A 24,952-nucleotide genomic window follows, 5' to 3' on the forward strand; every position below is an offset into this window, starting at 1 on the left:
CGCTTCGCCTTATGGAGCCTTACGGTTTTGAGCCAGCTTAACCAGCAGATGAGCCAGCTGATGCCGCTCCGCTTGCGTTCCGACCTTCCATAACTCCTGAAGAAGTTTTTCCTCGGAATTGCGGGGCTCCTCGTTTGCGGCGAGGTATCCGGCTACCTTCTCTGCCGCCTGCGCCAGCTGCTCTTCATTCAAACCAATGCTCTCGGCAAGCTGAATTCGTTTGTTCAAAAAGGATTGAAAGGCATCGAAGTCAGCCAGGATCCGTTCCTTCTCCTTGTCGTCAATCCGGTCCATAGCGTCATCGACCTTACTCACATCCAGCTCACCGTTCTTGTTCACCACATGATTATGTTCAGACATGGTAACGCCTCCTTGTCGTTGACTGGGTAACGCTCTCTACTTAAACGTGAACTTCCGGATTGAAACAGATCGTCTCCTAGAATTCCCCTCGAACTCCTAGCGGCTGCGGCCGCCGCGCCGTCCACCGCTCTGGCCTCTGGCAGCGCGGCCTTCGGAGGACCGGGTTCCGCCTTGTCCGCCTCGGCCGGCGGGATTCCCCCGCCCCTCGGTTCTGGACGGTCCGCGGCTGCTGCCTCGTGTTCCAGCTTGCTGTCCACGGCCCTCGCCTGCACGACCGCCGTCACGCCCGCCGCTGCCTCGGCCTCCAGCCGCCGATGGTCCGCGACCCTCTCCGGTACGGCCTCCTGTCCGGCCCGAACCGCGGTCATCCCTGCGCGATGATCCTGCACTTCCTCTACCCTGCTCGTTACCGCGGCTGCGCCCGGAACCCGTGCCCCGATCGGAACGGCTTCTGCCTTGACCACGTTCATTATCGGATTCAAGTGATGAGACATTTCTTGCTTTTCTCGGTCGGCCCGTATCCCTGCCCGAGCTGCCAGAGCTTTCCCGAAGGCTTCCGGCGGCAGAGTCATAGCGTACTCGCTTCAACCGCTGGGAGATCCCTTCTTCGATGCGCTGCAGATCATTAAGGTCTTTCCCGGCCGCAAACGTGATGGCCATACCGCTCCCCCCCGCCCGTCCGGTCCGGCCGATACGATGGATGTAACTTTCAACATCATGGGGCATATCGTAGTTAAAGACATGGGTAACGCCTTCGACGTCCAGCCCCCTTGCGGCAACATCCGTTGCAACGAGCAGCTGCAGCTTGGCTTCCCGGAATCGCTTCATTACCGCTTCCCGTTTCGCCTGGGACAGATCCCCATGCAGCTCGTCCGATTGATAGCCATGGGCCAGCAGCGCCTCGTTCAACGTGGTGGCTCTGCGCTTCGTCCGGCAGAAGATGATCGCGAGGAAGGGATTATGCTCTTCGATCATTGCACGTAAGGCATCCTGTTTGGAACGGTCCGTACACTCGACCACCACCTGCTGGATCTGCTCCAGCGGGATCGGGGAAGCCCCCTTAATCACGATATCGACAGGTTGATTCATATAATTGCCGGCAAGCTGCTTCACGCCGGCAGGCATCGTCGCCGAGAAGAGCATCGTTTGGCGCCGATACGGAAGCGCATGGATCAGCGCCTCCACCTCATCCAGAAAGCCCATATGCAGCATCTGGTCGGCTTCGTCCAGCACCAGCTGCTTCACGCCGCCAAGCTCTAACGTGCCCCGTCGCAAATGATCCAGCAGCCGGCCCGGCGTGCCGATGATCAATTGGCGTCCGCCTTCAAGCTTGCGCAGCTGTTTCTCCACGTCCTGCCCGCCATAGACGGCCAGGATTTTGATGCCGTCCGGCTCTCCTGCCGTCAGCTTCTTGGCTTCTTCCGTAATTTGCAATGCCAGTTCCCGTGTCGGCGCAATGATGAGCGCCTGCGGGTACGCCCGCTTGGGATCGATATGCTGCAGTATCGGCAGCATGAAAGCCAGCGTCTTGCCTGTGCCGGTCTTCGCCCGGGCAATGACGTCCTTTCCCTGCAGCAGCAGCGGAATGCTCTCTTGCTGTACCGGGGTCGGTTCCGTAATTCCCTGCTCCTTCAGTTTCCGTACTCTTTGTTCGTCAATGCCCAGCTGTTGAAAGTTCGGCAAACGTTCCACCTCATTTAATTTATTTAGCATCGTATGGTCTCAATCCATTCGATTCAGCAATCAATACAAACATTTTTTCATACATAAATCACAACAAAAGGCCGATAACATTCGTTCTTAGAAGAACGGGGCGTTCCTTATGTGTCCGGCGAATGAAGTATGTGCTTTGAATCCATTCACTATTTTCGCCAGAAAACTGACAAACGACCCTGACTTTGGTAATGTCAATGATATAGAAATCCAGTTTACACCAGCGAGGAGGTGTCCCCGATATGCATATCCTACAGCTCATCCTGACAGCCTTGATCTTGATGATCCTATTCGGCCTTATCAATCTGATGATGAATTATATTTCAAGGCGCGACGGGGAGCCCATCGTTCCCTTCCGGAAGAAGCTGTGGCTTATTCCGCTGTTGTCGGCCTTTATCATTATGCCGTTGGAGCTCTTTTCCATGCTGTATGCCCAGTGGTTCCCCATGCCCGATCCTTCAGGGACAGGCGAAACGCTAGCCTATGACGGCCAAGGCGTGCTGCTCGGCTTTTCGCTTTTCGTCCTGGTTGGGTTCCTGATCTTCGAAGGTCTCATACATCCACTGGTCATCGCCCTGCTGCGGCTTCTGCTTCGCAAGGATACCTCCATTTATATGAAACAGGCAGTGACGGTCGTGACCGATACGCTGCTGCTGTACATAGCCTCTCTGATCGTGCCGGCCATTCCCGTGGAGGGCTGGCTGCAATCATTAGTCATCGCCGTATTTTTCCATCTCATAGAGTGGATCCTGATCGGTGTCCAGGCCTGGATGCAGCAGCGCAAACGGACAAGAGCCGAATCGGCAGGCTAGAACCTGCCGGATTTGAATATGGCGTACAGCAGCCATGCCACCATCAGCAGGGCTACGATGAATCCGACCTCAATCACCGGGAAGCTCCATATCATCATCGGCTCCCGGCTGAGCGACGAACCGATAATGAGCCCTACCATGATGATGCTGAAAGCCAGAAGGACGATGCTGAAGGACAGCCGGTTACTGATCTGATCCATCTTGCGCATCAGCGTTTTCAGTTCCGGAACGCTGATCTCCACCCGCAATTTTCCTTTGCTGATCAGAGCCGACAGCTGCCGGGCTTGTCCGGGCAGATCAAGCAAGCTCTCGGCAAGCCCCGCTACCCCATCCAGCACCTTCCTGCTGATCCGGCGGGTATTGTACCGCTTCTTCAGCAGCTTCCTTCCAAAAGGCTCCGCCATATCGATAATGCTCAGGTTCGGGTCCAGCATCTCGATGACCCCTTCCAGGGTCAGCAATGATTTGCCAAGCAGCGTCATATCCGGAGGCAGCATAATCCGGTGCCGCTGGGCAACGGCAAACAGATCGGTCAATGCCTTGCCGATGCGAACTTGAGCAAAAGGCACGTCATAATACTCTTCCCGCAGACGGTCCATATCCGACCGCAGCGCATCCATATCGCAATCGTCCGGAATCAAACCCATTCTGGAAATCGCCCGGATCATCCCTTCCGAATTCCGCCGCATCAATGCAATAATGAGTCCTGACAGATGATCCTTCATATCTTCGCTGAGGTGACCCACCAGACCGAAATCCAGAAAGACCAGCTTGCCGTCCTCCCTGACGAGCAGGTTCCCCGGATGAGGGTCGGCATGAAAGAAGCCCTCAATAAAAATCTGCTGCAGCATGCCGTCGGTTAGATGCTCGGCGATCGCCTTGAGATCATGCCCCTTGGCCACAATCTCCTGCCTGCGGCTTAAGGTAAGACCCTCGGCATACTCCATCATCAACACCTTCGATGACGTATAGTCCCAATAAATCCGCGGGATATGGACAAATTCCTGCTCCGTCATCCGGGATGCGATCTTCTCCGCATTCCGGGCTTCATGGCTGTAATCCAGCTCCGCCATCATCGCTCTGGCAAACTCGTCGACGATCCGATCCACGCGGTACTGCTTCACCCATTCCCAATGGCGCTCGGCAATCGAAATTAAATCCCGCAGGATTTCCAAGTCGCGGCCGATCATGCGGGCCACGCCCGGACGCTGAACCTTGATCGCTACAAGCTCTCCGGACTTCAGCCTCCCGGCGTGAACCTGCCCGATTGAGGCGGCAGCCAGCGGCTTGTCCTCAAACTTACTCAACACGTCATCGATCGGCATGCCCCATTCTTGTTCAATCAGCTCCCGTGCGCTCGCGGAAGGGAACGGAGGCACCCGTTCCTGCAGCTTGACCAATTCCTGGATAATATGGTCTGGCAGCAGGTCCGATCGGGTACTCGCCAATTGGCCCAGCTTCACAAAGGCAGGCCCCAGATCCTCCAGCACTCGCCGAATGCGTTCCCCAAGCGTAATCGTCTCCGGCTGCTCCTTGGAGCTCCAGCGGACAGGCAGCGACAGAACATGAAACAGTCCCATCTCCTCCACCATATAGCCAAAGCCATGACGCATGAGCGCCATGGCGATTTCCCGGTAACGTCCGGCATGTCGAATTCGGACCGCCATCTATTCCTGCCGCGATCCTTCCAGTTCTACAACCTTCTTCTCCAGAGCGGCAATGCGCTGTTCCAGGCTGGCGACATCGCTCTCTTTGGGAACATCCAGATCGGACAACACGCGCTGCACCTGCTCATAAATATATGACTTGATCTGGGATTGCTCCTCTTCGCCGCGCTCGACGAGGCGGTTCACCAGCGCCTTGGATTCCGCAGGAGCCAGCTCCCCGCGTTTGACCAGATCATCCACGATTTTCTCTACTTTTTCCTTGCTGACCACGGTAAGGCCCAATCCTAACGAGATGGCTTTCTTAAAAAGATCACTCACGATATATCCCTCCCGGTCGTTGTCTGGTTCCATTATAACCTTTAACGCTGGCAAAAACATCTATCCTTGGACTTGCTTTCATAAGTATCGAGAAGCTCCCTTATCAATTTCCCCTGATTTTACATGAAATATGAGGGCCAACCGGATGGGACGGCGGGAATGCACTAAAGCCACGACAAAAAAAGCGAACAGCCGGGTTAATCCCGTGCTGTTCGCTGATACTGCTATCCTGCGCAGATGAAGAACGGTTTAATCGTCATCGTGATCATCATCGTGATCATCATGGTCCCAATCATCATGGTCATCGTGGTCGTCATCATCATGGTCGTCGTATTTCTCGTATTCTGCCTTGATCACTTTGCCGCTGACCGCGTTAACCTCCACCTCGGACGAGCCTTTGGCCGTCTTCACTTCGACGTCATACACCCAACGGCCGTCATCGTGGTCCAGATCAACCTCTACGGCTGTACCGCTCTTGACGTGTTTGACAGCGATCGCGGATGCCTTGCCGGCACCGATCAGATTCCCCGGAATGCTGTCACGGTCATCATCGTCATCATCCCGATCTACTATGACGCCAAGGGATTTGCCTGTGTAGGCATCAATCCATACATCGACATCCCGGTTGCTCTGCTGAATCTCAACATCGTACACCAGCTTGCCCTTTTTGCGGTCAATGTCAATGCCCTCCACTTTACCGTTGGCAGCAGCGAGTGCCAATTGTTCGGCTTTTTCCATTCCAATGAGCTGCTTCTGTTGTTTGGCAGCTGCCTGGGTTCCTGACGGCGTGGTCTGTCCTGATCCTGCAGCCTGCACGGCGCTATAACCGTATACTCCACTTGCCGCGATTGCTACGGACAGCGCGCCTGCCCACAATGTTCTCTTGTTCATCCTCTTACGCCTCCTCAAACTCTCTGTGTGATCTCTACAAACCCAATATACCGTCTCAACATGAGAGCTTTCGGAGAGAAAGATTAGAAAACGATGAGAAAATGCGAATAGGCCTCTAATCTATTCATCGTCATCCTCGTCATCCCAAGTCACCGTCATGATCTTGCCGGTAATCGCGTGGACCTGAATGGTCGCTTCGCGCCCGTCTTCCCGCTCGATCTCGACCAGATAATAACGGCTGCTCTTGCTCTCGCGATATTCCACGTCTTCCACCATTCCCGGTACCTTCTCTAAAGAAAGCTTGATCGCGTACTCTTTGGTGATCATCGTTGCAGGCGGCTCCGCAGTTTCGCTTTCGCCATCCGCTGATCCCTTCTCGCCATTCTCATTGGGCTTCGTGGGAGGCGTGCTCGGATTGTCAGTCGGCTCCTTGGTTTCGCCCGGCTCCGGCTCTGGCTTCACTGGCGCTTTGTCCAGCGGTTTGATGGACACGATATCCCCTTGACGGGCATCTACCGTCATTTCATACCTCCCGGAATCGGATTGCAGCTCCATCCGGTACATCTCACCTTCCAGCGTTGCCTTAGTAATCTCACCATCCGGATATTGTTTCAATACTCCACTAACGGCTTCCTCCTGCGACATCGCCTCCGTCGAACGGTTAAACGGACTCCATACCGCATTCACGATGATCATAACGGCGACCACGATGATGACACCCAGCAGCACACTCACTTTCTTACGCATTGAATCACCTCGCAAACACATTCTGTCTTTACCGTCAGTATAGCGCAGCATGGTTAGAATTCGATGAGAAAACAGCGGGCTGCTGCAGTTTATTTCGATTCTTTAAGCCGAATGGTGGCCGTTGTGCCCACGCCGGGCAGGCTGTCCAGCTCCAGATCAGCAGAGATGGCCTCTGCGATATCCTTCGCCAAGGACAAACCAAGGCCAGCGCCCCCGCCCCGGCGGGTACGAGCCTCATCCACCCGGTAGAAACGGTCGAAGACGTGCTCCAGCTCATCTTTGGCAATGCCGATTCCGCGGTCGATGACCCGAATATAAACCTCCGATGGCTTCCTGCCTACCTGGATGACGATATGTTCGTCACTGTATTTGCGCGCATTATCCAGCAGAATGAACAAAAGCTGCTTGAGCCTGCGGCTGTCCGTCCAGCCGAGAACCCCGCCATCGGCTTCGACCTCCACCGTGCGGTTATAGGCATCGCGAAATGCGCGTGCGGAAGACTCCGATAATGCCACGAGATCCACCTGCTCCAGCTCGACCTGCCATTGATCCTGATTGCGCGCTAGCAGCAGCAGCTGCTCCGTCATCTCCTTCATCCGGATCGCTTCCGAATGGATCGCTTCGACGGACTCCATGAACAGCTCCGGCCGGTCCAGACCCCGCCGCTTTAACAGACTTGCGTAACTCTCGATGATGGTGAGCGGTGTCTTTAACTCATGGGAAGCATTGGACACGAATTGCTCCTGCCTCGCATGATTGCTCTCCAGCAGCGTGATCATGTCGTTGAACGCAGCCCCCATCTCTACCAGCTCATCCTTGGATTTTTCCTTCAGCTCGATTCGCCGGAATCGTCCGCTCTGCCGAATCTCCCGCATTGTACGGATTAAGGCCGTAATCGGCTGCACAATTAAACGCCCCAATATCCGCGTCGAAATGATCACCGGAACCAAAGCGATTGCGGTTACGGCGACCAGCACGATTCGCAGCACCTGCAGCGTCTCCATCGTGGCGGCAAGACTGCGGGAAATTTGGATGTTGTATACCGCCCCATCGCTCCAAATGACAGGCAGGGACACCAGCACATAACGCATTCCTTCATATCGGATCTGCTCGACCTGCTTATTGGCGTTATAAGGCAGCTTCAGCTCATCCATATCCTCGCCGGAGGAGGTCACGTAAGGAGACTTGGCCTTGCTGTCAGCCGGGACGAATTGAATCTTTCCGTCAGCCGGGACATAACTTCGCAGCAGATCGTCAATGGGAATGGTCGCGGCAGAATGCGCTATGCTTCTGACGATGCTTCCCGCCTCGGCTTCCGCCTGCTCCAGCTGGCTGTCCACCGTCATCTTGCTGAACACGTAATACACGGATAAGTTCATGACAATCAGGATGGCGGCCATCAGCACCGACGAATAGAGATGGATTTTGCTGCTCAGCTTCATGGGTTTTCTTTCAGCACGTAGCCGACGCCGCGAACGGTGTGGATGAGCTCTTGCGTGCCGCCATGATCGATTTTCTTGCGGACGTAACGTATGTATACATCAACGACGTTGGTATCGCCGTAATAATCGTACCCCCACACGGCAGCAAGAATCTGCTCGCGGTTCAGCACCTGCCGCTTGTTTTTCAGCAAATAGACGAGCAAGTCAAATTCACGCGGCGTCAGATCGATCCTTCTGCCGTCGCGAATCACTTCCCGTGTGCCTTCATTCAATTTCAAATCCGCGGCCGTTAGCCACTCCCCTGCCGCTTCCTCTTCCGGAAGAGGCTTTCCTTGAAGCCGTAGCGCAGCACGAATCCGGGCCAGCAGCTCTTCGATCTGAAACGGCTTCGTAATATAATCATTGGCTCCAAGATCCAGCCCCGATACCTTATCTTCGACGGAGCTCTTCGCCGTAAGCAGCAGCACGGCCGTATGGGAATCATGGGCACGAATCCGCCGCAGCAGCTCAATCCCGCTCATACCCGGAAGCATGACATCCAGCAGAATGAGATCCACCTCCTGGCTGCGGTATGCCTCAAGCGCATCCAGCCCGTTATCCGCCTTGGTGACCTGGTATCCTTCACTCTCCAGCTCGATTTCAAGCAAACGGGATATTTTCGCTTCATCCTCAACAATTAGTATCTTCCCGCTCACGCGCGTCCCTCCTGCCCGATCATTTCGAAATGCCTTAACCCGGAACGCGCGCCGCCCACTTGGCCGCTTGCGTAATCATTAAACGCAGCTGAGGCTGGAGAAAGGACGGCTCATGATGGCCCGGCATCAAGAAGACCACGCGTCCAATGCCATACGTATGGCACCAGGCGGCGGGCCACTGCTTGCCTTCATACTCATAATGCAGCAGCACGGTTTTTTCCGTAAACGGACTGAATACGAATCGGTAAGGCTCCTCGTCCAGCACAAACGGCTCAACGCCCTCCGTAATATCGTGATCGGTCTCCCCCGGAACGAAATACAGCTTCTCCATCGGCGGGTGCCCGTCAAAACGGGCGCCAATCAGTTGCGCCAGCTCATAACGGTTTGCCAAGGTAACGCCATTATGAATCACGAGCAAGCCGCCGCCTCCACTTACGTAGGACAGCAGGCCTGCGGTCTGCCGTGGCGAAACCCGCTCGTCCCACAGGTCGCTATAGGCGATGCACAGCTCGTAAGGGTAGAGATTGCTTTCATGAAGCATTTTATGGTTTTCCGTGCACTGCACGGTGAACATGTCGTTCAGCAGATGCGTGATCTGTTTATCAATGCCTTGCAGCGGATGAAACTTCGGGTGCGTGTAGCTGCCGAGCAGCAATGCTTTTCTCTTATCCATCGGTCATCCTCCTATTTACTACTCAATATTTCACATGAACCTGAGGAACATGCATCGACGTGCTGGAATGGATCGAAAATCCTTAGCTTCGTTACGTTATATCATGACATTATTCTTGATTTTGAGCAAAATAACGGCCAAGCGTCACCATCATGCTGCCCATTCGCTCTTCCTCGGGAACCACCATGCGTTCAATGCCTTCCTCCCGGAGCCCCTGGGCCGTCACCTTGCCGACAGCCGCCGCCACGACCGGTCCGCGGAACGCCTCCAGGACAGCTTCCAGCTTGCCATGGGCACGAGCATAATCCGCAAGAAAACGAAACTGTGGCGCACTTGTAAAAGCAACCGCATGAACCTTGCCGCCAACGATTTCATCAACGAGCAGGGAAATATCCTCCTCCAGCGGCGGAATATGCTGATACGGCAGGATCTGCTGCACCTCCGCTCCCCGTTGCTTAAGCCAATCGACCAGCTTAGGCGCAGACTCGCCATGCAGCTGCAAAATGACGCGTTGACCCGACAAGTCATGCGGCGCAAGCGACCGGATCAGTCCGGACGTGCTGCCGTCATCGTCTCTGACCACCGGTGCCAAACCGCGCTTTTTCAGAGCATTCGCGGTCTTGTACCCTCTTGCCGCAATCGAGGTGCGCTCCAGCGTTTCATTCAATGTATCCAACAGGCCCATCTGCTCGGCCGTATCGTAAATGGCCTCCAGGCCGATTCCCGTCGTAAAGATCGCCCACGGCGCAGGCGCCTCGAGCCAAGCTTCGATGGAACGCCGGAGCACTTCATCATCCAAAAATACCGTCCCCTGCGCAGGGCGAAGCACCGCCGTGCCTCCCATCTTCTCCACCAGCTTGGCCATGTCCGCTGCTTTGCGCGGGCCTGCCAAGGCTACAACCCGATCTTTCATATGCTGTGCCATGATATATGCCTCACTCTCTTAAATTCTAGCTTATGCAACCTTCATGCCGTATAGCTTCTAGCAGCTGACTCCAGTATAAAGGCCATGTTCCCATAGATAAAGCCACTAAGGTCTTATTCTTCCAAAAAGCCCCCCTTTCCTGCCGCATGCAAAAAAGCAGCAAAGGAATAGTCGTTCCTCTGCTGCTCCACTTATATATTTCAGTGGATGATACTACCGCCTTGGATTCTCTTAAATCCTACAGCGTTTGACCATCTCCTGCAGTTCTTCCGCCAACCGGCTTAAATCTGCCGCAGACGCCGTTACCTCTTCCATGGAGGCCAGCTGTTCCTGGGAGGCTGCCGATATGGTCTGCTTCTGGCTGATCTCAATATAGAAAAAAATAGGCACCCATTTATGCGGGTGCCTATTTGGGCCGGCGACCATGGATCGCCGTCTATATAAAGGCCTTCCATTCTGCACAGCGGAAACAGGATGGCGGGCTCTTATATGCTTGCATCGTGTTACTTCGGCTGACCGGCCGGGATGAATCCGCTCAGGTCTACGCCAAGCCCTGCGGCAAGTCTTGCGCCATATTCGGCGTCTGCACGGTAAAAATTGCATACGGCACGGAGCTGGATGTCGGATTTGACCTGGCTCAGGTCATCAACCAGATTGCGAAGCAGATGATCCTTCTGCTGCTCCGTAAACGAACGGTACAACTCGCCGGCTTGGGTGAAGTCATCCGTTTTCTCGATGCGCTGGCGAACGACATGACCGCTTAGCGGAGCTTCGCTCTCATTAACGGACGGATCTTCCACAGGGCCCGTTGTATAGCTGTTCGGTTCATAGTTCACCGGCGATGGATCTTGATTCACGTTCATCAAGCCGTCGCGTTGATGATTGCGCACAGGGGCATACGGGCAGTTGATCGGGATCTGCAAATAATTGGCGCCCAGTCGATGACGCTGCGTATCCGGGTAAGAGAATAACCGGCCCTGCAGCAATTTATCCTCGGACGGCTCAATGCCAGGCACCAATGCGCTTGGGGAGAAAGCCGCCTGCTCCACCTCGGCGAAGAAATTCTGCGGGTTACGGTTCAGGGTCATCGTACCCACGGTTATGAACGGGAAGCGGTCCTCCGGCCAAGTCTTGGTCGGATCCAGGGGATCAAAGGACAAATCATCCATTTCTTCCGGAGACATCAGCTGCACCTGCAGGCGCCATTTCGGGAAATTCCCGTTAGCGATATGTTCGCGAAGATCACGGGTGGCATGATTGAAGTCCTTGCCCTGCACCGCTCCCACTTCGTCTGCATTCAGCGTGTTGACGCCTTGCACGGATTCCCATTTGTATTTAATGTAGGTCACTTGGCCTTCGCTGTTCACCCACTTGAACGCATGGACGCTGAAGCCGTCCAGCTCGCGATAGTTCGCCGGCGTGCCATGATCCGAGAACAGCCAGGTCATCATATGGGTGGATTCCGGGGACAGCGTCATGAAATCCCAATACCGGCCGGGCTCTTGAATGTTGCTCTCCGGCGAAGGCTTCAACGAATGCACCATATCCGGGAATTTGATCGCGTCCCGAATGAAGAAGACCGGGAGATGATTGCCGACAATGTCATAGTTTCCTTCCTCCGTATAGAACTTCACGGCGAATCCGCGCGGATCGCGTGCCGTTTCGGGCGACCCCGTTCCATGGATAACCGTGGAGAACCGGACGAACACGGGGGTCTCCTGACCGATTTCCTGCAGGAATGCCGCTTTGGTATACGGCTTCATGTCATGCTCGACCACAAATACGCCGTGGGCACCTGCTCCGCGTGCATGAACGACGCGCTCCGGAATCCGTTCACGGTCGAAGTGGGCGATTTTTTCGATCAGATGATAATCCTCAAGCAGTGTCGGTCCGCGGCGGCCCGCCGTTTTGGAATTTTGGTTATCTCCTACGGGAGCACCTTGGTTGGTTGTCAATCTATCCATCTATGAACCCTCCATCATTTCTATAATTGATTTTAGACTGAATCTAAATTTATGAGATGATTGTATCATTGGAGGTTCCCGCGGATCATGATTGTCGGGTGAGCGTTATGTGACCCTTCCATGAGCCTTATATGAAGTTCGGATGAATCATTGCAGCCAATGCGAATGAACAAAAAAGGGAGGGGATTAATCCGCCAGGCGGTATCCCACTCCTCTAACCGTTGCGATATAGCGCGGGGCACCCGCGTTGTCGTTCAGCTTTTTGCGCAAGCTTTTGATGTGGACGTCCACCACGTTGCTGCCGCCCATAAAATCGGTATCCCAAATTTTGCACATCAGGTCCTCACGCGTGCATACGGCCCCTTCGCTGTCCAGCAGCAGCATCAGCAGATGATACTCCGTCTTGGTCAAGTGAATCGGGGTGCTGCCCCGGTGGATGGTCATTTTATCCCGGTCGATTGATAAATCTTTATAGATCAGGCCCCGCATGACCTCTTCTCCACCCGACAAACCCGCTGCCGGGGAGAACAAGCGAATCGTCCGCTGCACCTGATACATCATCGTATCTTTGGAACGGGCCGGCCATACCATCAGCTCTTCATCCAACAGGCTTGATCCTGCATTGCTCATGAGCTCCTCGCCTACAAGATACAAGATAGGAATCGTAGTATGTTCCGGCAGCAGAAGCTCCTTCTCCTTGTTGAACGCCGCCATATTCCGGCAGCCCGTCATGTCGGCGATAATCAGTCCCGTGTTCAGGGCGGACTGCAGTCGCGGTTCCCATTTACGGAACATCATGACCTCGAAGCAGTTCTCCGTCAAGGTTATGAACATTTCGTTCACGCGGCCCGGAGAACGGCTGATCAATGCGGCCCGCAGCGTGGTGGGACAAGCATCTCCAATCGCCATCGGCGTCGTGGGACGCACATACAGATTGCCGGATTGGAAATCCGGAAACGCATAGACCTTTCCGAGCTCCGTCATTTCTTCCGTTTGATTTGACATTCTGGACACACCCCCCCGAATACGACGTGAGCATGATGGATAACGTAGTTGGTTTCACCGGCTACCGTAGCAGCCCAATCCTCTGGCACCTCCGTCATGACCTCGTCCACTTTGCCGCAGACTTCACAAATAATATGCTGGTGCTCGTCGGTACGGGCATCGTATCGACTCGCGCTCTCGCCCAGCTTCAATTCTCGGATCAGCTGTTTATCCGTCAAGTAACGCAGGGAATTATATACCGTCCCGTACGCGAGATTATATCCTTTCTCCACCAGCCGGTTCATGATATCCGCAGCAGTCGGATGATCATGCGATTCCCGAAGGACATCGTACACCGCTTGGCGTTGCGTTGTCAGATTTAAAGATTTCAAGGTATTCACCCTTTTAATTTATTTTTAGATCAAGTATAAATCTTATTCGCCTCGAGGTCAACATCCCGCGCCAAAAACGCTGCTGGTAATCTTTAAGATTTCTTTAGATTCAATTAAAAATTACTTTAGTTTGTCTGGCTAGACTTAGAACATACATAAATGAGACGTATAACCAGCCAAAGGAGACGATAGAGCGCCATGGAATCCATAACCAAGCATCCCCGCAAAGCACCTCCAGCCCCTGAAACATCCCGGCAGCAAACCGGCACGCTTCGGCATCAACGTGCGAACCGCCGCAAGGGACGCGCGAAATTAAGTCTGTTGCTGCTGCTGTTCGGCGTCATTCTGATAGGCGTGTTCATCGCGAGGGTATTTATCCCCCCTCCCATCAAAGCGAGCTCGGCCATCCTGATTCATGCGGACACGGGTCGCGTGCTCTATGCGATGCATGCCGATCTCCCCCTTCCTCCCGCAAGCATGTCCAAGATGATGACCGAGCTGCTGGTGCTGGAGGCTGTTCGTTCCGGGCAGCATGCCTGGGACGAGAACGTACCGGTCAGCCGATATGCCGCAGAGGTACCCGGTTCGGCCATCGGCATGCATGAAGGCGAACGTTACACGCTGAAGCAGCTGTTCGAAGCACTCATCATCCATTCCGCCAATGATGCGGCCGTTGCTATTGCGGAGCATCTCGGCGGGTCGGAGGCCCGATTCGTGGAGAGCATGAATATCCGGGCGAAGGAAATCGGCCTCTCAGACCGGACCGTATTCGCCAATGCTTCCGGTTTGCCTGCGGCCGACCTGGTTCCTTTTGCTGAAGCGGCCTCCGAAGGGGACACCGTCATGACGGCCCGGGACTCGGCCATGCTCGCCAGATGGCTGGTGAACAAACACCCGGATCTGCTTGAGGTAACCAGCCAGCGGGATTTGCCCGTCCCGCAGAAGGAGCTTTCCCTGCACACCACGAATCTCATGCTGCCCGGCGAGCCGCATGCTTACCAAGGCAATGACGGCTTCAAGACCGGGTATACGTCCTCGGCCGGTTATTGCTTCACAGGAACCGCGTCACGGGGCGGAAACCGGCTGATTTCCGTCGTGATGGGAACCGGGGACGCCGATCAGCGGTTTACGGAAACCCGGAAGCTGATGGATTACGGATTCGATCGCCAAGGCATCCTTTCGAATCTCGTATCCGGCCTCTTTAAATAGCTATTGTGCAAGTACTCCCTATTTTTGAAGGCAAAGCTGCACTTTATGCGGTTGTTTTAGGGTACACTGTTCCTAAAGGAATCATAGTTTTCATGGGAGATGTACGGGAGGATATCAATGAGAAGCGTATTAATCGTAGATGACGATAAAGAAATATCCGGGTTGATCTCCATTTATTTGGAGAATGAGGGATACCGCGTAATCCAAGCCCACGACGGGGAAGAAGCGCTGCAGGCCATGACCTCGAACAACGGAATGATAGATCTCGTCATCCTGGACGTCATGATGCCCAAGTTGAACGGGATCGACACCTGCCGCAGAATCCGGGAAACCTCGGCCATTCCCATTCTGATGCTGAGCGCGAAGAGCGAGGATATGGATAAAATACTGGGGCTGATGACAGGCGCGGATGATTATATGATTAAACCGTTCAATCCGCTGGAACTGACGACACGCGTCAAAACGCTGCTGCGGCGCTCCACCCAGTACAACGTGGACCTTCACCAGGGGGACAGCGACCGGATCCGGATCGACGGGCTCGACATTAACCGGACAACGCATGAAGTAACGGCCAATGGCCATGCGATCTCCCTGACAGCCAGGGAATTCGAGATTTTGTACTTGCTTGCCCGTCAGCCGGGGAGAATCTTTAGCGCCGAGGATATCTTCCAGCAGGTCTGGAAGGAAAAATATTACGTCTCCAACAATACGGTCATGGTTCATATCAGCAACCTGCGGGACAAGCTCGAGAAGGAACTCGGTTATAAACTCATCCAAACGGTATGGGGCGTCGGGTACAAAATCCATGCGTAAGCTGCAGTGGAAGATCATCACGCTGTTCTTCGCCAGCGGTGCCTTGACCTTGTCCATATTGTTCATCGCACAGCAGATCATGCGATTGATTGGCCGGGAGTATTGGAAGGAGCCCTGGGTAGACACCCTTTTCAGAGTGGAACGCACGCTGTCGAGTTTCTTCGGCTTTCCGGTCGTCCCGACGATCATCGGTATCTTGCTGTTTATCTGCATGGTGCTTCTCTTAAGTCAAGGCACCATTCGCCAAATCAATCAATTGATGCAGGGGACGCAGCGTTTGGCGAAGGGCGAGTTGGACCAGGCGATCATCGTAAGCTCGAACGACGAGCTGGGCCAGATGGCCGTGCAAATCAATCAAATGGCCCAGCAGCTCAAGCTGTCGCTGGCAGAGGAGCGGATGGCGGTCCAGTCCAAAAACGAGCTCATCAGCAACGTATCGCATGATCTGCGCACCCCGCTCACCTCCATCATCGGGTACTTGCGGCTGGTCAACGAAGACCATTACAAGGATGAGGTCGAACTCCGCTATTACACCGATATCGCCTACGATAAATCGCTGCGTCTGGGCGGGCTCGTGAACGATTTGTTTGAGTACACCCGTATGGGTTATTCCCCGATTAACCGTGTGGACATCAATTTGGTTGAGCTGCTTGCCCAATTGGCCGTGGACTTTTCATTGACCGGGCAGCATGAAGGAGTGCAGGTCGTGTTTACGCCTGCCGTGGAGAAAATCATGATCTCCTCGGACGGGGATAAGCTGATGCGCACCTTCGAGAATCTGTTGTCCAATGCGGTAAGGCACGGACGGGAGGCCGGGCGTGTGGATTTAAAAGTATCGCAGGATCCCAAGTTTGCCATCGTGCAGGTGATCAATTACGGTCCTCCGATTCCCCAGCATGCCATCCCCCACTTGTTCGAGCGGTTTTACCGGGCAGATGAATCGCGTACCGATCAAACCGGCGGCTCGGGGCTTGGCTTGGCCATCGTAAAAACCATCGTCGATGCCCATCATGGCACGATCCAGGTGACCAGTACGACAGAGCTGACGATGTTCGAGGTTCGCCTACCATTGCAGGCCCCAGAAAATTAACAAAAATTACGTTTGTCATTCGACATACAATTCCATTTTCCGATAAAATAGGGGGTGAATGTCTTCATCGCTCTGTCGTTCTTACCGCAGGGCACCTGAAAGGAATGATCCCCCTATGACTAATATACTATTTACCAACTTTTGTATATTCGTAACGTTCTTATACTTATCCGGACTGCTGTCCCAAAAATATGTCGCAGGTGTCGTGGCGCCCTCCTTCACCGTCAAGGTCAACGCCGGACTGCTCTTTGGCATCTATGGGATCATTTTGATGTACTACTCGTTCCCCATCGACCCGCGGTTTTTTGCCGATTTGCGGCATCTGGCCATTATGGTGATCGCCACCTACCTGGGATGGCTTCCGTCCTTGATTGCCGGCATGCTGATTGCACTCGGACGGCTAATCCTATTCGGCATGTCCGCTTCCTCGGCCATTGCAGGAGCCGGCATGCTGCTGATCAGCGTCGTCTGCGGAATTCTCTCCCGCACCCATTGGAATCGTCTGAGCAAAATGCTGCTAATGAGCGTATCCAGCATGCTGGTCATCTTGTTCATTATGGGGATGAATATCCCGAACCACCAAAAGGTGTTTACCGTCTTCACGCAGCAGCTCGTCATATCGGTGCTGGCCACGGTGGTCATCTACATGCTGACCGAGTATATCAACACCTCGAATAAACTGTTCCTGCAGATGAAAAAGAACGCGGAAACGGATTACCTGACCAGCCTGCACAATTTGCGCCAGTTCGAGCAGCTGTTGTCGGAACGCTTCCTCGAAGCCCAGCATTTCAGCGAGCGGCTGGGTGTCCTGGTCGTGGACATCGATCATTTCAAACAAATAAACGACACCTACGGCCATGCGGCCGGAGATGTCGTTTTGCAGCAGCTCAGCAAAGTGCTGAGGGATCATTCCCGTTCTTTTGATGAGGTATCCCGCAACGGCGGGGAGGAATTCTCGGTGCTGGTCCCGGAAGCGACCATCGACGAGACGGCCGCGATCGCGGAACGAATCCGAGCCGCGGTAGAGGACCACGTCTTCACCCTCGAAGACGGAGCCAAGCTTCGAATCACCGTGTCCATCGGCGCTGCCGTGCATCCCGATACGATCCGGTCCAAAAATGCCAAGGAGCTGCTCCAGCAAGCGGACCGCGAGCTGTACCGCGCGAAGGAAAGCGGGCGCAACCGCGTATGCTCCGCACCCGAAATCAATGACCTGATTCTCTCCTAATTCGGATCCGCCTTCAGGATGTCCTCAATGGCAGCCAGCGTATCCGAGGACAATTTCATACCGGAAGCCTTCACGTTCTCTTCCACCTGTTCCGGACGGCTGGCGCCCACCAGCGCGCTGGCTACGTTGTTCTGGCGCAGAATCCAGGCCAAGGCCAATTGGCCGACGGTCATGTCCAGCTCGCTTGCGACAAGGCCCAGCGCCTGTACTTTCTGTATGCTGTCTTCGTTTATTTTGAGCCGGTCGGCTCCAAGCTTCGACGCGCGGCTGTTCTCCGGCACGTCCTGCTTCGAGGCGTACTTGCCGGTCAGGAGCCCTTGAGCGAGCGGGGAGTATACGACCTGTCCAATCCCCTTCTTCTCGCCAAGCGGGATAATCTCCTCCTCGATCTTGCGCTCGAACATGTTGTACAGCGGCTGATTCACCACGATGCGGTCCAGCAAATACCGGTCCGCAACGGCCAAGGCCGCTTCCATCTGGGCTGCGGTCCACATGCTGACGCCGACATAGAGCACCTTGCCTTGCCGGACAAGATCATCCAGCGCGCGAAGCGTCTCCTCAAGCGGCGTTTCCTCATGATATCGATGGCAGTAGTAGATGTCGACGTAATCGGTGCCCAGCCGCTTCAGACTGGCATCGCACTGCTCTTTGATATGCTTGCGTGACAGCCCCTGATCATTCGGTCCGTCTCCCATCTTGCCAAACACCTTTGTGGCCAGCACATAGGATTCCCTCGGAAATGCCCTTAACGTCTCGCCCACAACGACTTCGGCCGCTCCTTGAGCGTAGACGTTCGCCGTATCGAAAAAGTTGACGCCGAGTCCATAGGCGGTCTGAATCGACTTGACCGCATTTTCCCGTTCCACGTATCCCCCGTAGGTCAGCCAGCTCCCGAGACTGATATCGCTAACCTTCAGTCCGCTTCCGCCCAATCTTCTGAATTCCATATGTGAAACCTCCTTCATACAAGATAGATGCTTATCCTTATTGTAACATCTTCCTGTACGATAAACAGATATCCCCCGCCTAGCGTTTGTAGCCGGTAGACTTTATTTTTACCTTGACCGATACATTAAATTTGGCATGCGGATAAATGGCAGCCCACTCCTCCATCTCCGTCCGGTTGTTCCAATGCGTGCCGCCATACCGGAGGCCGAAACCCAGCGGATCCAGTCCTGTTTTTTGAATTTTTTCCAGAACGCTTTTGACCGCTTGGGATAATTCCTTGCCGAATTGCGCTTCGATGTTGTCCAGATCCCTCGGATCCAGCTGCGCGGGATCCTCTTTCTCCTCCAATATCGCCGTGATCCTTATCTTATAATCAATCGTTTCTTCCCCCCGTTTATCCGTTACGATCTTGTATCTGGCCCGGGTTCTGTCCGTGTTCACTTCAAGCAGCTTGCCGCCAATCTTCGTTCCGAAATTCGTGCTTAAATTCCGGAGGTCCAGCAGATTATACAGCCTGGTTTCATCCCGGGTCAGGATGTACTTCACTTTGTTCTTGTCCATCAAGGCTACCTTATCGATATTCAGAACGTCGTCCTCAGTCGTTTCCACGACGGGCATAACCGGGTCCTCCCCCTCCTCCATCATTCGGCGGCTCAGATCGAAGGAATAGGTCTTCGTGATGAAAGGGGATTCGGTGCCATCCTCGCTGAGTGCCAGAAATATGGCGTTCCCGGCGATCCGCTCCGTAGGGGGTTCCGCTTTCAATACGGCTTCTGCGGTAGGTACGGCAACAGCCGGATACATGAGCAGCTGCATGTCCCGTCTCCGAACGGTCCAGTCCTGGATTTTGCTGATATCTGTCCGCGCGAAAGCCTCGCCGTACATCACACCCTTGCAATGTCCGAAGTCAAGCTCCTTATCCACCTTGGATTTGACCTCCCGGATCGCCTCCGCAATACTTGTTGATTCCTGCGTAATGAGCAGGGACTTTTTGTCCCCGGTCTTCGGATCACCCGAAGGAATGGCGATTTTGAAGCTAAAACGGTGCATCCCGGGATTTTTCTCCGAGACATCGATGCCTATGGATACTACGAATAGCCTGAGATCGATATCCCGAAATTCGCAGCCCGACAGAAACAAAAAAGAGCAGCACATGATACAGAGCAGCCCTCGTTTCAGGCCATTCATGCTCTCTTCCTCCTTTTCTTCCATACCGCATAGATTAACATGGCAATAAGCAGGAACTCGCCCCCAAACCGGACATCCAGGAATACGATCGCCATATCGTTCAATATGTATTGATTCACAATTAACGACGTTCCGAAGGTGATAAGGGAAAAGAGCAACAGGACCCACCATTCGATTTTTCGCTTTTTATCTATCGATTTGCCCTGATCCCCCGTTAAACCGAAGCCCCCCAGGATCAATTCCTTCCCGACATGCCAGTGTATGATGGAATTCACGAGGGAAAGGCACATATAGGCCACGTAGAAGACGTAAATCATCCGTTCAACGATGAAATAACGAATCCGGAGTGCGTCTATCGTCGAAAAGGCCGGATACACGTGTCCTCCGGCTCCTGCGGCTCCCAATATCCCGATGGGCGCGAACATCGAAACGAGAAGGGTCAGGATGCTGACTACCACGATCGCCCAAATATGGCGGACTCGGAATCGGTGAAAGATCCGGTTGAATACCACCATGTTCACGTACCCCGTAAAAATATAGGTTGCTGCCGCAACCGTCCCGTAATTGGGTAAATTCCAGGCATAGGTAATGATCTGCCTCACGGCATCCCAGCTGAAATACGGATTGCTGAAGACGCGCCATGACATATAAGCAATCAGGGGAACGGTGATGTACAAAATCATTTCCAACCCGTAAAGAATCGACTCGGAATCGAGCCTGGCGCTAAGCGCCACAACCACCAGAAAGCCCATCAGAACGATATAGGGAGACACGTCCGGACTGATGTAACGGTTGGTAATATCCACGAAGCTGGTCAAGGTAATGACGCTGGAGAAATACCACGCAAGTCCGTATAACACAAGCAGGATGCCGGATATCCCTTTCGGCATCACCGATTGGAAAATCTCCGGCAGCCCTTGTCCCGGAAATTTCTGAATCAGTTTGATGAAGCCGAACATAATCAGGGTCCCGATCGGGATGGATACGAGGATCGACATCATCGCACCGTCAAAGCGATCCGTAATCAAGATGCGGGGGACATAATTAATCAGGTTGATGGTTGCGTTGAGCAGGAAGAGGTAATAAAAATATTTGTTTCTAACCACTTCGCTGGTCCCCTTTCTTGTTCCGATCCACGGCAAACATCTTCAAGTAAGGTTTGCCGAAGGACCGTAGGCTCGTGAGGTACATGATCATGGCCACCACACCCAGCACGATGCCAACCAAGCCGAAGAAGGTCGCAAGCACGATGAACAGATACTTCGTAACGCGGATGCCGGAGCTCATCATCGTGATCGGGATGACGAAGTTGGTAATGGCAACCGCGGACACCAGAATGATCATGATGTTGCTGACCAGTCCGGCCTCCGTAGCGGCGGTTCCCAGAATGAGACCCCCGACCGTGGTTGCTGTCTGGCCAATCGCTTTGGGCAGCCGAACGCTGGCCTCCGTCAGAAATTCCATCGCGAGCAGCATAAAGATCACTTCGAAGAAGGACGGGTACGGTACCGTGGCCCGGCTTCCTGCAATGAGAAGCGTAACTTGCATCCTCAATATTTCCGGGTTATACGAAGTGAATGCCACGTACAGACTTGGCATCAGCACGGTTACAAACAAAGCGATATACCGAACTGCCTTGAGAAACCAGCCGATCGGAGGAAGCTGGATTTTATCGTCCATCGCGGTAAAGAAATCATTGAATATGGCCGGCAGCAGAAGGGCATACCCCGTTGAATCCATCAACACGGCGATCTTTCCCTGCGATATATTCAGGACAGTCCGGTCTGGGCGTTCGGTCAGCATCAGCGTCGGGTACAGCCGAAATTTGGGGTGCATCGTGTGTCTCTCGATTTCGGATGCCGACTGCACAATATCCGCTTTGAGCTCGGACAGTCGCTTTTTAAGCTCCTGCAGCACCGTTTCTTCGACTTTGAGCGCATCGTACATAATGATGATCCGGGTCTGCGATATTTTGCCGACGGTCATGAATTCCGTCTTCAAGTCGGTGGTTTGGTATCGATGGCGAACCAGGTTCAGGTTCACCTCGATATTCTCCGTAAACGAATCATCGGGTCCCTGGATGACGTTCTCCGTACTGGCGGGTTGGATAAAACTGGCATTAACCAAGACGGCGTCAAAAAGAAGCACGGTGTCCCGTATGAATATGGCAACGCAGCCCCTCAGTATATTGCGGAGCAATTCCTGTTCATCTTTCGGCTCCATGCTCGATGGAAAGGAGCGGATGAATTGCTCGTATAAGTCCAAGGAATTCAGCTCATAAAAGCGATTAATCAAATTATCGTTGATCATGACGGGATCGCACATGCACTTTAAATAGACCAGCAGCGCGTGCTCAGCCTCGTTCTTCAGCTCGCGCTGCTCGATATCACCGATGCGGTTAAGCTGCTCCTTCAGGCAGTTCTTGGCTTGGTCCGCGTTCAAATACTGTTCGCTGGTCATGATACCACCCCTCCATTTTCTTATATTTCCGAGAACTCCCTCTTGTCTCCCTAGGTTCTGCACAAATGTCCCAAAATATTTACATTCCTCCAGAAAACTTCGAAGAGCATCATTCCGAGCAGCATAGTTTCTAATCATTCCCATGTGGTAATAATGAAGAACAAGAGACTGAGTTTATGGGGGATACCCATAGTAACCAAGGAGGAATCGTGAATGAACCCATCCAATTCATCGCATCAGGAATTGCCGCAATTTCCGGAGTCGCTGTGGGTAGCGACAACCGAACTGCCTACCTTTTCCCGCTTGGCCGAAGATATTGAGACGGATGTGGCCGTAGTCGGGGCCGGTATAACCGGCATCACGACCGCTTATCTGCTAGCCAAGGCAGGCAAAGATGTCGTGCTGATCGAGGCAGGGCAAATCCTGAACGGGACCACCGGCCATACAACAGCCAAGGTCACGGCCCAGCACGGGCTGATTTATCATGAATTCCTGAATCATTTCGGGGATGAGAAGACAAGGCTCTATTACGAAGGGAATCGGGAAGCGATTGAATTCATTAGGGACATTGTTGGCGGAGACGAGGAGAAGTTTGGGCTAAAGCTGGAGGATGCCTATATTTACGCTCAAACGGAAGACAAATACCTCTCCAAGCTGGAGGACGAAATCAAAGCCTACGATAAGCTCGGCATCCCGGGAGAATGGCAGGAAAGCCTTCCTCTGCCTATGTCCGTCCGTGGAGCGATCAAGATGCCGGGGCAATATCAGTTCCATCCCCTGCAATACCTTAAGCATCTGACGGAACAATTTCTGAAGCTTGGTGGACGAATCTATGAGAATACGACCATGGATGAAAAAGTCGAAACCGACGGACCGATCACACTGCTCACCAAACGGGGCGGCCACCGGATTACTTGCAACCACGCCGTATCCGCGTCTCATTTTCCGTTCTATGACGGGAAAGGGCTGTTCTTCACGCGGCTGCATGTGGAACGTTCCTATGCGGTTGCCGTCAAACCCGAAACCGCTTATCCCGGCGGGATGTTCCTGAGCGTGGATCAGCCGACCCGTTCCCTGCGGTCAGCTACCTATAACGGCGAGGAGTTGGTTATCGTCGGCGGCGAGAACCATCCGACGGGACGCAGCATCTGCACCCATCAGCATTACGAAAACCTGGAGCTTTTTGCAGGAAATCTGCTGGGCGCCTCCGCCATTCCTTATCGCTGGTCGACCCAGGACCTGATCACCCTGGACAACATGCCTTATATCGGACCGATCACGTCCAATCAGGACCGGATCTTTGTCGCGACAGGCTTCCGGAAATGGGGGATGACAACGGGAACATTGGCCGCGAAGATCATTTGCGATCAAATACTGGAGAAGGATAACCGTTATGCCGACGTCTTTAGCCCGTCCCGCTTCAAGGCAGACCCGAGCATCAAAACATTTGTCGCGCAAAATGCCATGGTTGCGAAGGATTTCGTTGCCGGCAAGTTCGAAATGTCCCACGCCGACATAACCGAGCTGAAGCCAGGCGAAGGCGCCGTCGTCCGCCATAACGGGCAGCGTGCCGGGGCCTACAAGGATGATCAAGGAAACCTCTATCTTGTGGATACCACCTGTACCCATCTCGGCTGCGAGGTGGAATGGAACGAGGGCGAACGCTCATGGGATTGCCCTTGCCACGGATCACGCTTCCGCCATAACGGCGAGGTGCTGGAAGGACCGGCTATTGAGCCGTTGAAGCAATTGGACCCGGAGAGCTGATCCCGGCCCACCGATCCTTAAGAGGACCCCAAACCAAAAAGAAGTGAAGCCACCGGGCTTCACTTCTTTTTATACATCACCTGCGATATTAGCAGCACCTGCGAGATTCGGACGGCTAATCTCTAAAGATTTATTCCTTCATTCAAAAAGGCACCCTGACGGGTGCCTGTGTCTTGATATGGCGAAGATGATCTTTGCACGCCAGCCTAAGCGATTTCCGGCGCCAGCTCCTCGCGGTATGCCGCAAGCGACTGATCCACGATGACCTGTATGAAATCGGGATCGATATCCTGGATCCAAGGCATGGCGTTATTCCAAGCATTTTCCTCGATTTGAAGCGCGAGCTGCCTCTGATCCCATTCATCCACCGTTCGATCCATCCGGTCGCACAGCTCCGTCAGGGTCATGTCCATTGAATGGCCCAGCTCATGTGCGAATACCACCGTAAAATAGGCATGGAACGGCTCAAGCGTGCCAAACAGCTGCAAGCACTGCTGGCGTATGACTTCGGTATACATCGTCACGCTGTGCGAATGCATCACATATTTTCCGCCGATTAACCGGCCCCCTGGAAAATACGCCTCCATCTCCACGGTGACACTGCTGCCCGACCGACGTAGAAGCTCTTGCGTAATTCGGTTCAGTTCGGACTTATTCAATAATGAT

Annotated in this window: 25 protein-coding genes; 6 read left to right on the forward strand and 19 right to left on the reverse strand. The window is 53.8% G+C overall.

Annotation, left to right across the window (positions count from 1 at the left end; all coding sequences use genetic code 11):
* Positions 1–9: 9 nt before the first annotated feature.
* Positions 10–360 (reverse strand): DUF3243 domain-containing protein, encoded by a 351-nt coding sequence (locus HMPREF9412_RS05300; protein WP_009590391.1) that lies wholly within the window; start codon positions 358–360, stop codon positions 10–12.
* Positions 361–456: 96 nt separating this feature from the next.
* On the reverse strand, positions 457–2,073 hold the full coding sequence (locus HMPREF9412_RS05305) for a DEAD/DEAH box helicase (RefSeq protein WP_009590385.1): 1,617 nt from the start codon (positions 2,071–2,073) through the stop codon (positions 457–459).
* A gap of 242 nt (positions 2,074–2,315) precedes the next feature.
* Here HMPREF9412_RS05305 and HMPREF9412_RS05310 point away from each other — a divergent pair, with 242 nt between their 5' ends.
* Positions 2,316–2,885: a hypothetical protein gene (locus HMPREF9412_RS05310; RefSeq protein WP_009590358.1), complete on the forward strand. Its 570-nt coding sequence runs from the start codon at positions 2,316–2,318 to the stop codon at positions 2,883–2,885.
* Here HMPREF9412_RS05310 and HMPREF9412_RS05315 read toward each other — a convergent pair.
* From HMPREF9412_RS05315 to HMPREF9412_RS05370, 12 genes are all read right to left on the reverse strand, one after another.
* Entirely contained in the window at positions 2,882–4,552 is a 1,671-nt protein-coding gene (locus HMPREF9412_RS05315) for an ABC1 kinase family protein (RefSeq protein WP_009590372.1), read from the reverse strand. The two genes, HMPREF9412_RS05310 and HMPREF9412_RS05315, sit on opposite strands and share 4 nt — an antisense overlap.
* Positions 4,553–4,870: a phasin family protein gene (locus HMPREF9412_RS32400; protein ID WP_009590344.1), complete on the reverse strand. Its 318-nt coding sequence runs from the start codon at positions 4,868–4,870 to the stop codon at positions 4,553–4,555. It lies immediately after the preceding gene.
* A gap of 249 nt (positions 4,871–5,119) precedes the next feature.
* Positions 5,120–5,761: a PepSY domain-containing protein gene (locus HMPREF9412_RS05325; RefSeq protein ID WP_009590337.1), complete on the reverse strand. Its 642-nt coding sequence runs from the start codon at positions 5,759–5,761 to the stop codon at positions 5,120–5,122.
* 120 nt (positions 5,762–5,881) lie between these two features.
* The gene (locus HMPREF9412_RS05330) at positions 5,882–6,508 is read right to left on the reverse strand and encodes a PepSY domain-containing protein (RefSeq protein WP_009590365.1); all 627 of its coding nucleotides are present in this window, start codon (positions 6,506–6,508) and stop codon (positions 5,882–5,884) included.
* A gap of 89 nt (positions 6,509–6,597) precedes the next feature.
* The gene (locus tag HMPREF9412_RS05335; RefSeq protein ID WP_009590374.1) at positions 6,598–7,950 is read right to left on the reverse strand and encodes a sensor histidine kinase; all 1,353 of its coding nucleotides are present in this window, start codon (positions 7,948–7,950) and stop codon (positions 6,598–6,600) included.
* The gene (locus tag HMPREF9412_RS05340) at positions 7,947–8,645 is read right to left on the reverse strand and encodes a response regulator transcription factor (protein WP_009590325.1); all 699 of its coding nucleotides are present in this window, start codon (positions 8,643–8,645) and stop codon (positions 7,947–7,949) included. The genes HMPREF9412_RS05335 and HMPREF9412_RS05340 overlap by 4 nt, the downstream gene beginning before the upstream one ends.
* A gap of 34 nt (positions 8,646–8,679) precedes the next feature.
* Positions 8,680–9,318 (reverse strand): ThuA domain-containing protein, encoded by a 639-nt coding sequence (locus HMPREF9412_RS05345; protein WP_009590348.1) that lies wholly within the window; start codon positions 9,316–9,318, stop codon positions 8,680–8,682.
* A 109-nt stretch (positions 9,319–9,427) separates the two neighbouring features.
* The gene (locus tag HMPREF9412_RS05350) at positions 9,428–10,243 is read right to left on the reverse strand and encodes a uroporphyrinogen-III synthase (protein WP_009590334.1); all 816 of its coding nucleotides are present in this window, start codon (positions 10,241–10,243) and stop codon (positions 9,428–9,430) included.
* A 231-nt stretch (positions 10,244–10,474) separates the two neighbouring features.
* Positions 10,475–10,633, reverse strand: coding sequence for a hypothetical protein (locus HMPREF9412_RS32790; protein ID WP_009590332.1), 159 nt, complete (start codon positions 10,631–10,633; stop codon positions 10,475–10,477).
* 113 nt (positions 10,634–10,746) lie between these two features.
* Positions 10,747–12,207 (reverse strand): catalase, encoded by a 1,461-nt coding sequence (locus tag HMPREF9412_RS05360; RefSeq protein ID WP_009590324.1) that lies wholly within the window; start codon positions 12,205–12,207, stop codon positions 10,747–10,749.
* Between the two features lie 186 nt (positions 12,208–12,393).
* Positions 12,394–13,212 (reverse strand): winged helix-turn-helix domain-containing protein, encoded by an 819-nt coding sequence (locus HMPREF9412_RS05365; protein WP_009590363.1) that lies wholly within the window; start codon positions 13,210–13,212, stop codon positions 12,394–12,396.
* Positions 13,188–13,583 (reverse strand): Fur family transcriptional regulator, encoded by a 396-nt coding sequence (locus HMPREF9412_RS05370; protein WP_009590342.1) that lies wholly within the window; start codon positions 13,581–13,583, stop codon positions 13,188–13,190. The genes HMPREF9412_RS05365 and HMPREF9412_RS05370 overlap by 25 nt, the downstream gene beginning before the upstream one ends.
* Before the next feature lie 198 nt (positions 13,584–13,781).
* Between HMPREF9412_RS05370 and HMPREF9412_RS05375 the strand changes: the two genes are divergently transcribed.
* From HMPREF9412_RS05375 to HMPREF9412_RS05390, 4 genes are all read left to right on the forward strand, one after another.
* Complete coding sequence (locus HMPREF9412_RS05375; protein ID WP_009590345.1) at positions 13,782–14,792, forward strand: D-alanyl-D-alanine carboxypeptidase family protein; 1,011 nt, start codon at positions 13,782–13,784, stop codon at positions 14,790–14,792.
* Between the two features lie 117 nt (positions 14,793–14,909).
* Positions 14,910–15,605, forward strand: a complete 696-nt coding sequence (locus HMPREF9412_RS05380; protein WP_009590399.1) for a response regulator transcription factor — start codon at positions 14,910–14,912, stop codon at positions 15,603–15,605.
* Positions 15,598–16,695: a sensor histidine kinase gene (locus tag HMPREF9412_RS05385; protein ID WP_009590393.1), complete on the forward strand. Its 1,098-nt coding sequence runs from the start codon at positions 15,598–15,600 to the stop codon at positions 16,693–16,695. Before HMPREF9412_RS05380 ends, HMPREF9412_RS05385 begins: the two co-directional genes overlap by 8 nt.
* A 115-nt stretch (positions 16,696–16,810) precedes the next feature.
* Positions 16,811–17,923 (forward strand): GGDEF domain-containing protein, encoded by a 1,113-nt coding sequence (locus tag HMPREF9412_RS05390; RefSeq protein ID WP_009590390.1) that lies wholly within the window; start codon positions 16,811–16,813, stop codon positions 17,921–17,923.
* Here the strand turns inward: HMPREF9412_RS05390 and HMPREF9412_RS05395 are convergent.
* The 4 genes from HMPREF9412_RS05395 to HMPREF9412_RS05410 form a co-directional block, all read right to left on the reverse strand.
* Positions 17,920–18,870: an aldo/keto reductase family protein gene (locus tag HMPREF9412_RS05395; protein ID WP_009590386.1), complete on the reverse strand. Its 951-nt coding sequence runs from the start codon at positions 18,868–18,870 to the stop codon at positions 17,920–17,922. The genes HMPREF9412_RS05390 and HMPREF9412_RS05395 overlap by 4 nt on opposite strands.
* Before the next feature lie 79 nt (positions 18,871–18,949).
* A complete protein-coding gene (locus HMPREF9412_RS05400) occupies positions 18,950–20,059 on the reverse strand; it encodes a Ger(x)C family spore germination protein (RefSeq protein WP_009590384.1) in 1,110 nt (369 codons plus the stop codon).
* Positions 20,056–21,165 (reverse strand): GerAB/ArcD/ProY family transporter, encoded by a 1,110-nt coding sequence (locus HMPREF9412_RS05405; RefSeq protein WP_009590395.1) that lies wholly within the window; start codon positions 21,163–21,165, stop codon positions 20,056–20,058. The genes HMPREF9412_RS05400 and HMPREF9412_RS05405 overlap by 4 nt, the downstream gene beginning before the upstream one ends.
* Positions 21,158–22,519, reverse strand: coding sequence for a spore germination protein (locus HMPREF9412_RS05410; RefSeq protein ID WP_009590335.1), 1,362 nt, complete (start codon positions 22,517–22,519; stop codon positions 21,158–21,160). The genes HMPREF9412_RS05405 and HMPREF9412_RS05410 overlap by 8 nt, the downstream gene beginning before the upstream one ends.
* 213 nt (positions 22,520–22,732) lie before the next feature.
* Between HMPREF9412_RS05410 and HMPREF9412_RS05415 the strand changes: the two genes are divergently transcribed.
* Positions 22,733–24,286 carry an FAD-dependent oxidoreductase gene (locus tag HMPREF9412_RS05415; protein WP_009590357.1) on the forward strand — a complete coding sequence of 518 codons (1,554 nt, stop codon included), beginning with the start codon at positions 22,733–22,735 and terminating at the stop codon, positions 24,284–24,286.
* 206 nt (positions 24,287–24,492) lie between these two features.
* Here the strand turns inward: HMPREF9412_RS05415 and HMPREF9412_RS05420 are convergent, their stop codons facing one another.
* Positions 24,493–24,945: a hypothetical protein gene (locus HMPREF9412_RS05420; protein ID WP_036671362.1), complete on the reverse strand. Its 453-nt coding sequence runs from the start codon at positions 24,943–24,945 to the stop codon at positions 24,493–24,495.
* Positions 24,946–24,952 lie beyond the last annotated feature (7 nt).

Source organism: Paenibacillus sp. HGF5 (assembly GCF_000204455.1).
Classification (GTDB): domain Bacteria; phylum Bacillota; class Bacilli; order Paenibacillales; family Paenibacillaceae; genus Paenibacillus_AQ; species Paenibacillus_AQ lautus_A.

Coding starts and splice junctions, on each gene's coding strand:
- HMPREF9412_RS05300 (WP_009590391.1), bottom strand. CDS start 360: ATGTCTGAACATAATCATGTGGTGAACAAGAACGGTGAGCTGGATGTG.
- HMPREF9412_RS05305 (WP_009590385.1), bottom strand. CDS start 2,073: ATGCTAAATAAATTAAATGAGGTGGAACGTTTGCCGAACTTTCAACAG.
- HMPREF9412_RS05310 (WP_009590358.1), top strand. CDS start 2,316: ATGCATATCCTACAGCTCATCCTGACAGCCTTGATCTTGATGATCCTA.
- HMPREF9412_RS05315 (WP_009590372.1), bottom strand. CDS start 4,552: ATGGCGGTCCGAATTCGACATGCCGGACGTTACCGGGAAATCGCCATG.
- HMPREF9412_RS05325 (WP_009590337.1), bottom strand. CDS start 5,761: ATGAACAAGAGAACATTGTGGGCAGGCGCGCTGTCCGTAGCAATCGCG.
- HMPREF9412_RS05330 (WP_009590365.1), bottom strand. CDS start 6,508: ATGCGTAAGAAAGTGAGTGTGCTGCTGGGTGTCATCATCGTGGTCGCC.
- HMPREF9412_RS05335 (WP_009590374.1), bottom strand. CDS start 7,950: ATGAAGCTGAGCAGCAAAATCCATCTCTATTCGTCGGTGCTGATGGCC.
- HMPREF9412_RS05345 (WP_009590348.1), bottom strand. CDS start 9,318: ATGGATAAGAGAAAAGCATTGCTGCTCGGCAGCTACACGCACCCGAAG.
- HMPREF9412_RS05350 (WP_009590334.1), bottom strand. CDS start 10,243: ATGGCACAGCATATGAAAGATCGGGTTGTAGCCTTGGCAGGCCCGCGC.
- HMPREF9412_RS05360 (WP_009590324.1), bottom strand. CDS start 12,207: ATGGATAGATTGACAACCAACCAAGGTGCTCCCGTAGGAGATAACCAA.
- HMPREF9412_RS05365 (WP_009590363.1), bottom strand. CDS start 13,212: ATGTCAAATCAAACGGAAGAAATGACGGAGCTCGGAAAGGTCTATGCG.
- HMPREF9412_RS05375 (WP_009590345.1), top strand. CDS start 13,782: ATGGAATCCATAACCAAGCATCCCCGCAAAGCACCTCCAGCCCCTGAA.
- HMPREF9412_RS05380 (WP_009590399.1), top strand. CDS start 14,910: ATGAGAAGCGTATTAATCGTAGATGACGATAAAGAAATATCCGGGTTG.
- HMPREF9412_RS05385 (WP_009590393.1), top strand. CDS start 15,598: ATGCGTAAGCTGCAGTGGAAGATCATCACGCTGTTCTTCGCCAGCGGT.
- HMPREF9412_RS05390 (WP_009590390.1), top strand. CDS start 16,811: ATGACTAATATACTATTTACCAACTTTTGTATATTCGTAACGTTCTTA.
- HMPREF9412_RS05395 (WP_009590386.1), bottom strand. CDS start 18,870: ATGGAATTCAGAAGATTGGGCGGAAGCGGACTGAAGGTTAGCGATATC.
- HMPREF9412_RS05400 (WP_009590384.1), bottom strand. CDS start 20,059: ATGAATGGCCTGAAACGAGGGCTGCTCTGTATCATGTGCTGCTCTTTT.
- HMPREF9412_RS05410 (WP_009590335.1), bottom strand. CDS start 22,519: ATGACCAGCGAACAGTATTTGAACGCGGACCAAGCCAAGAACTGCCTG.
- HMPREF9412_RS05415 (WP_009590357.1), top strand. CDS start 22,733: ATGAACCCATCCAATTCATCGCATCAGGAATTGCCGCAATTTCCGGAG.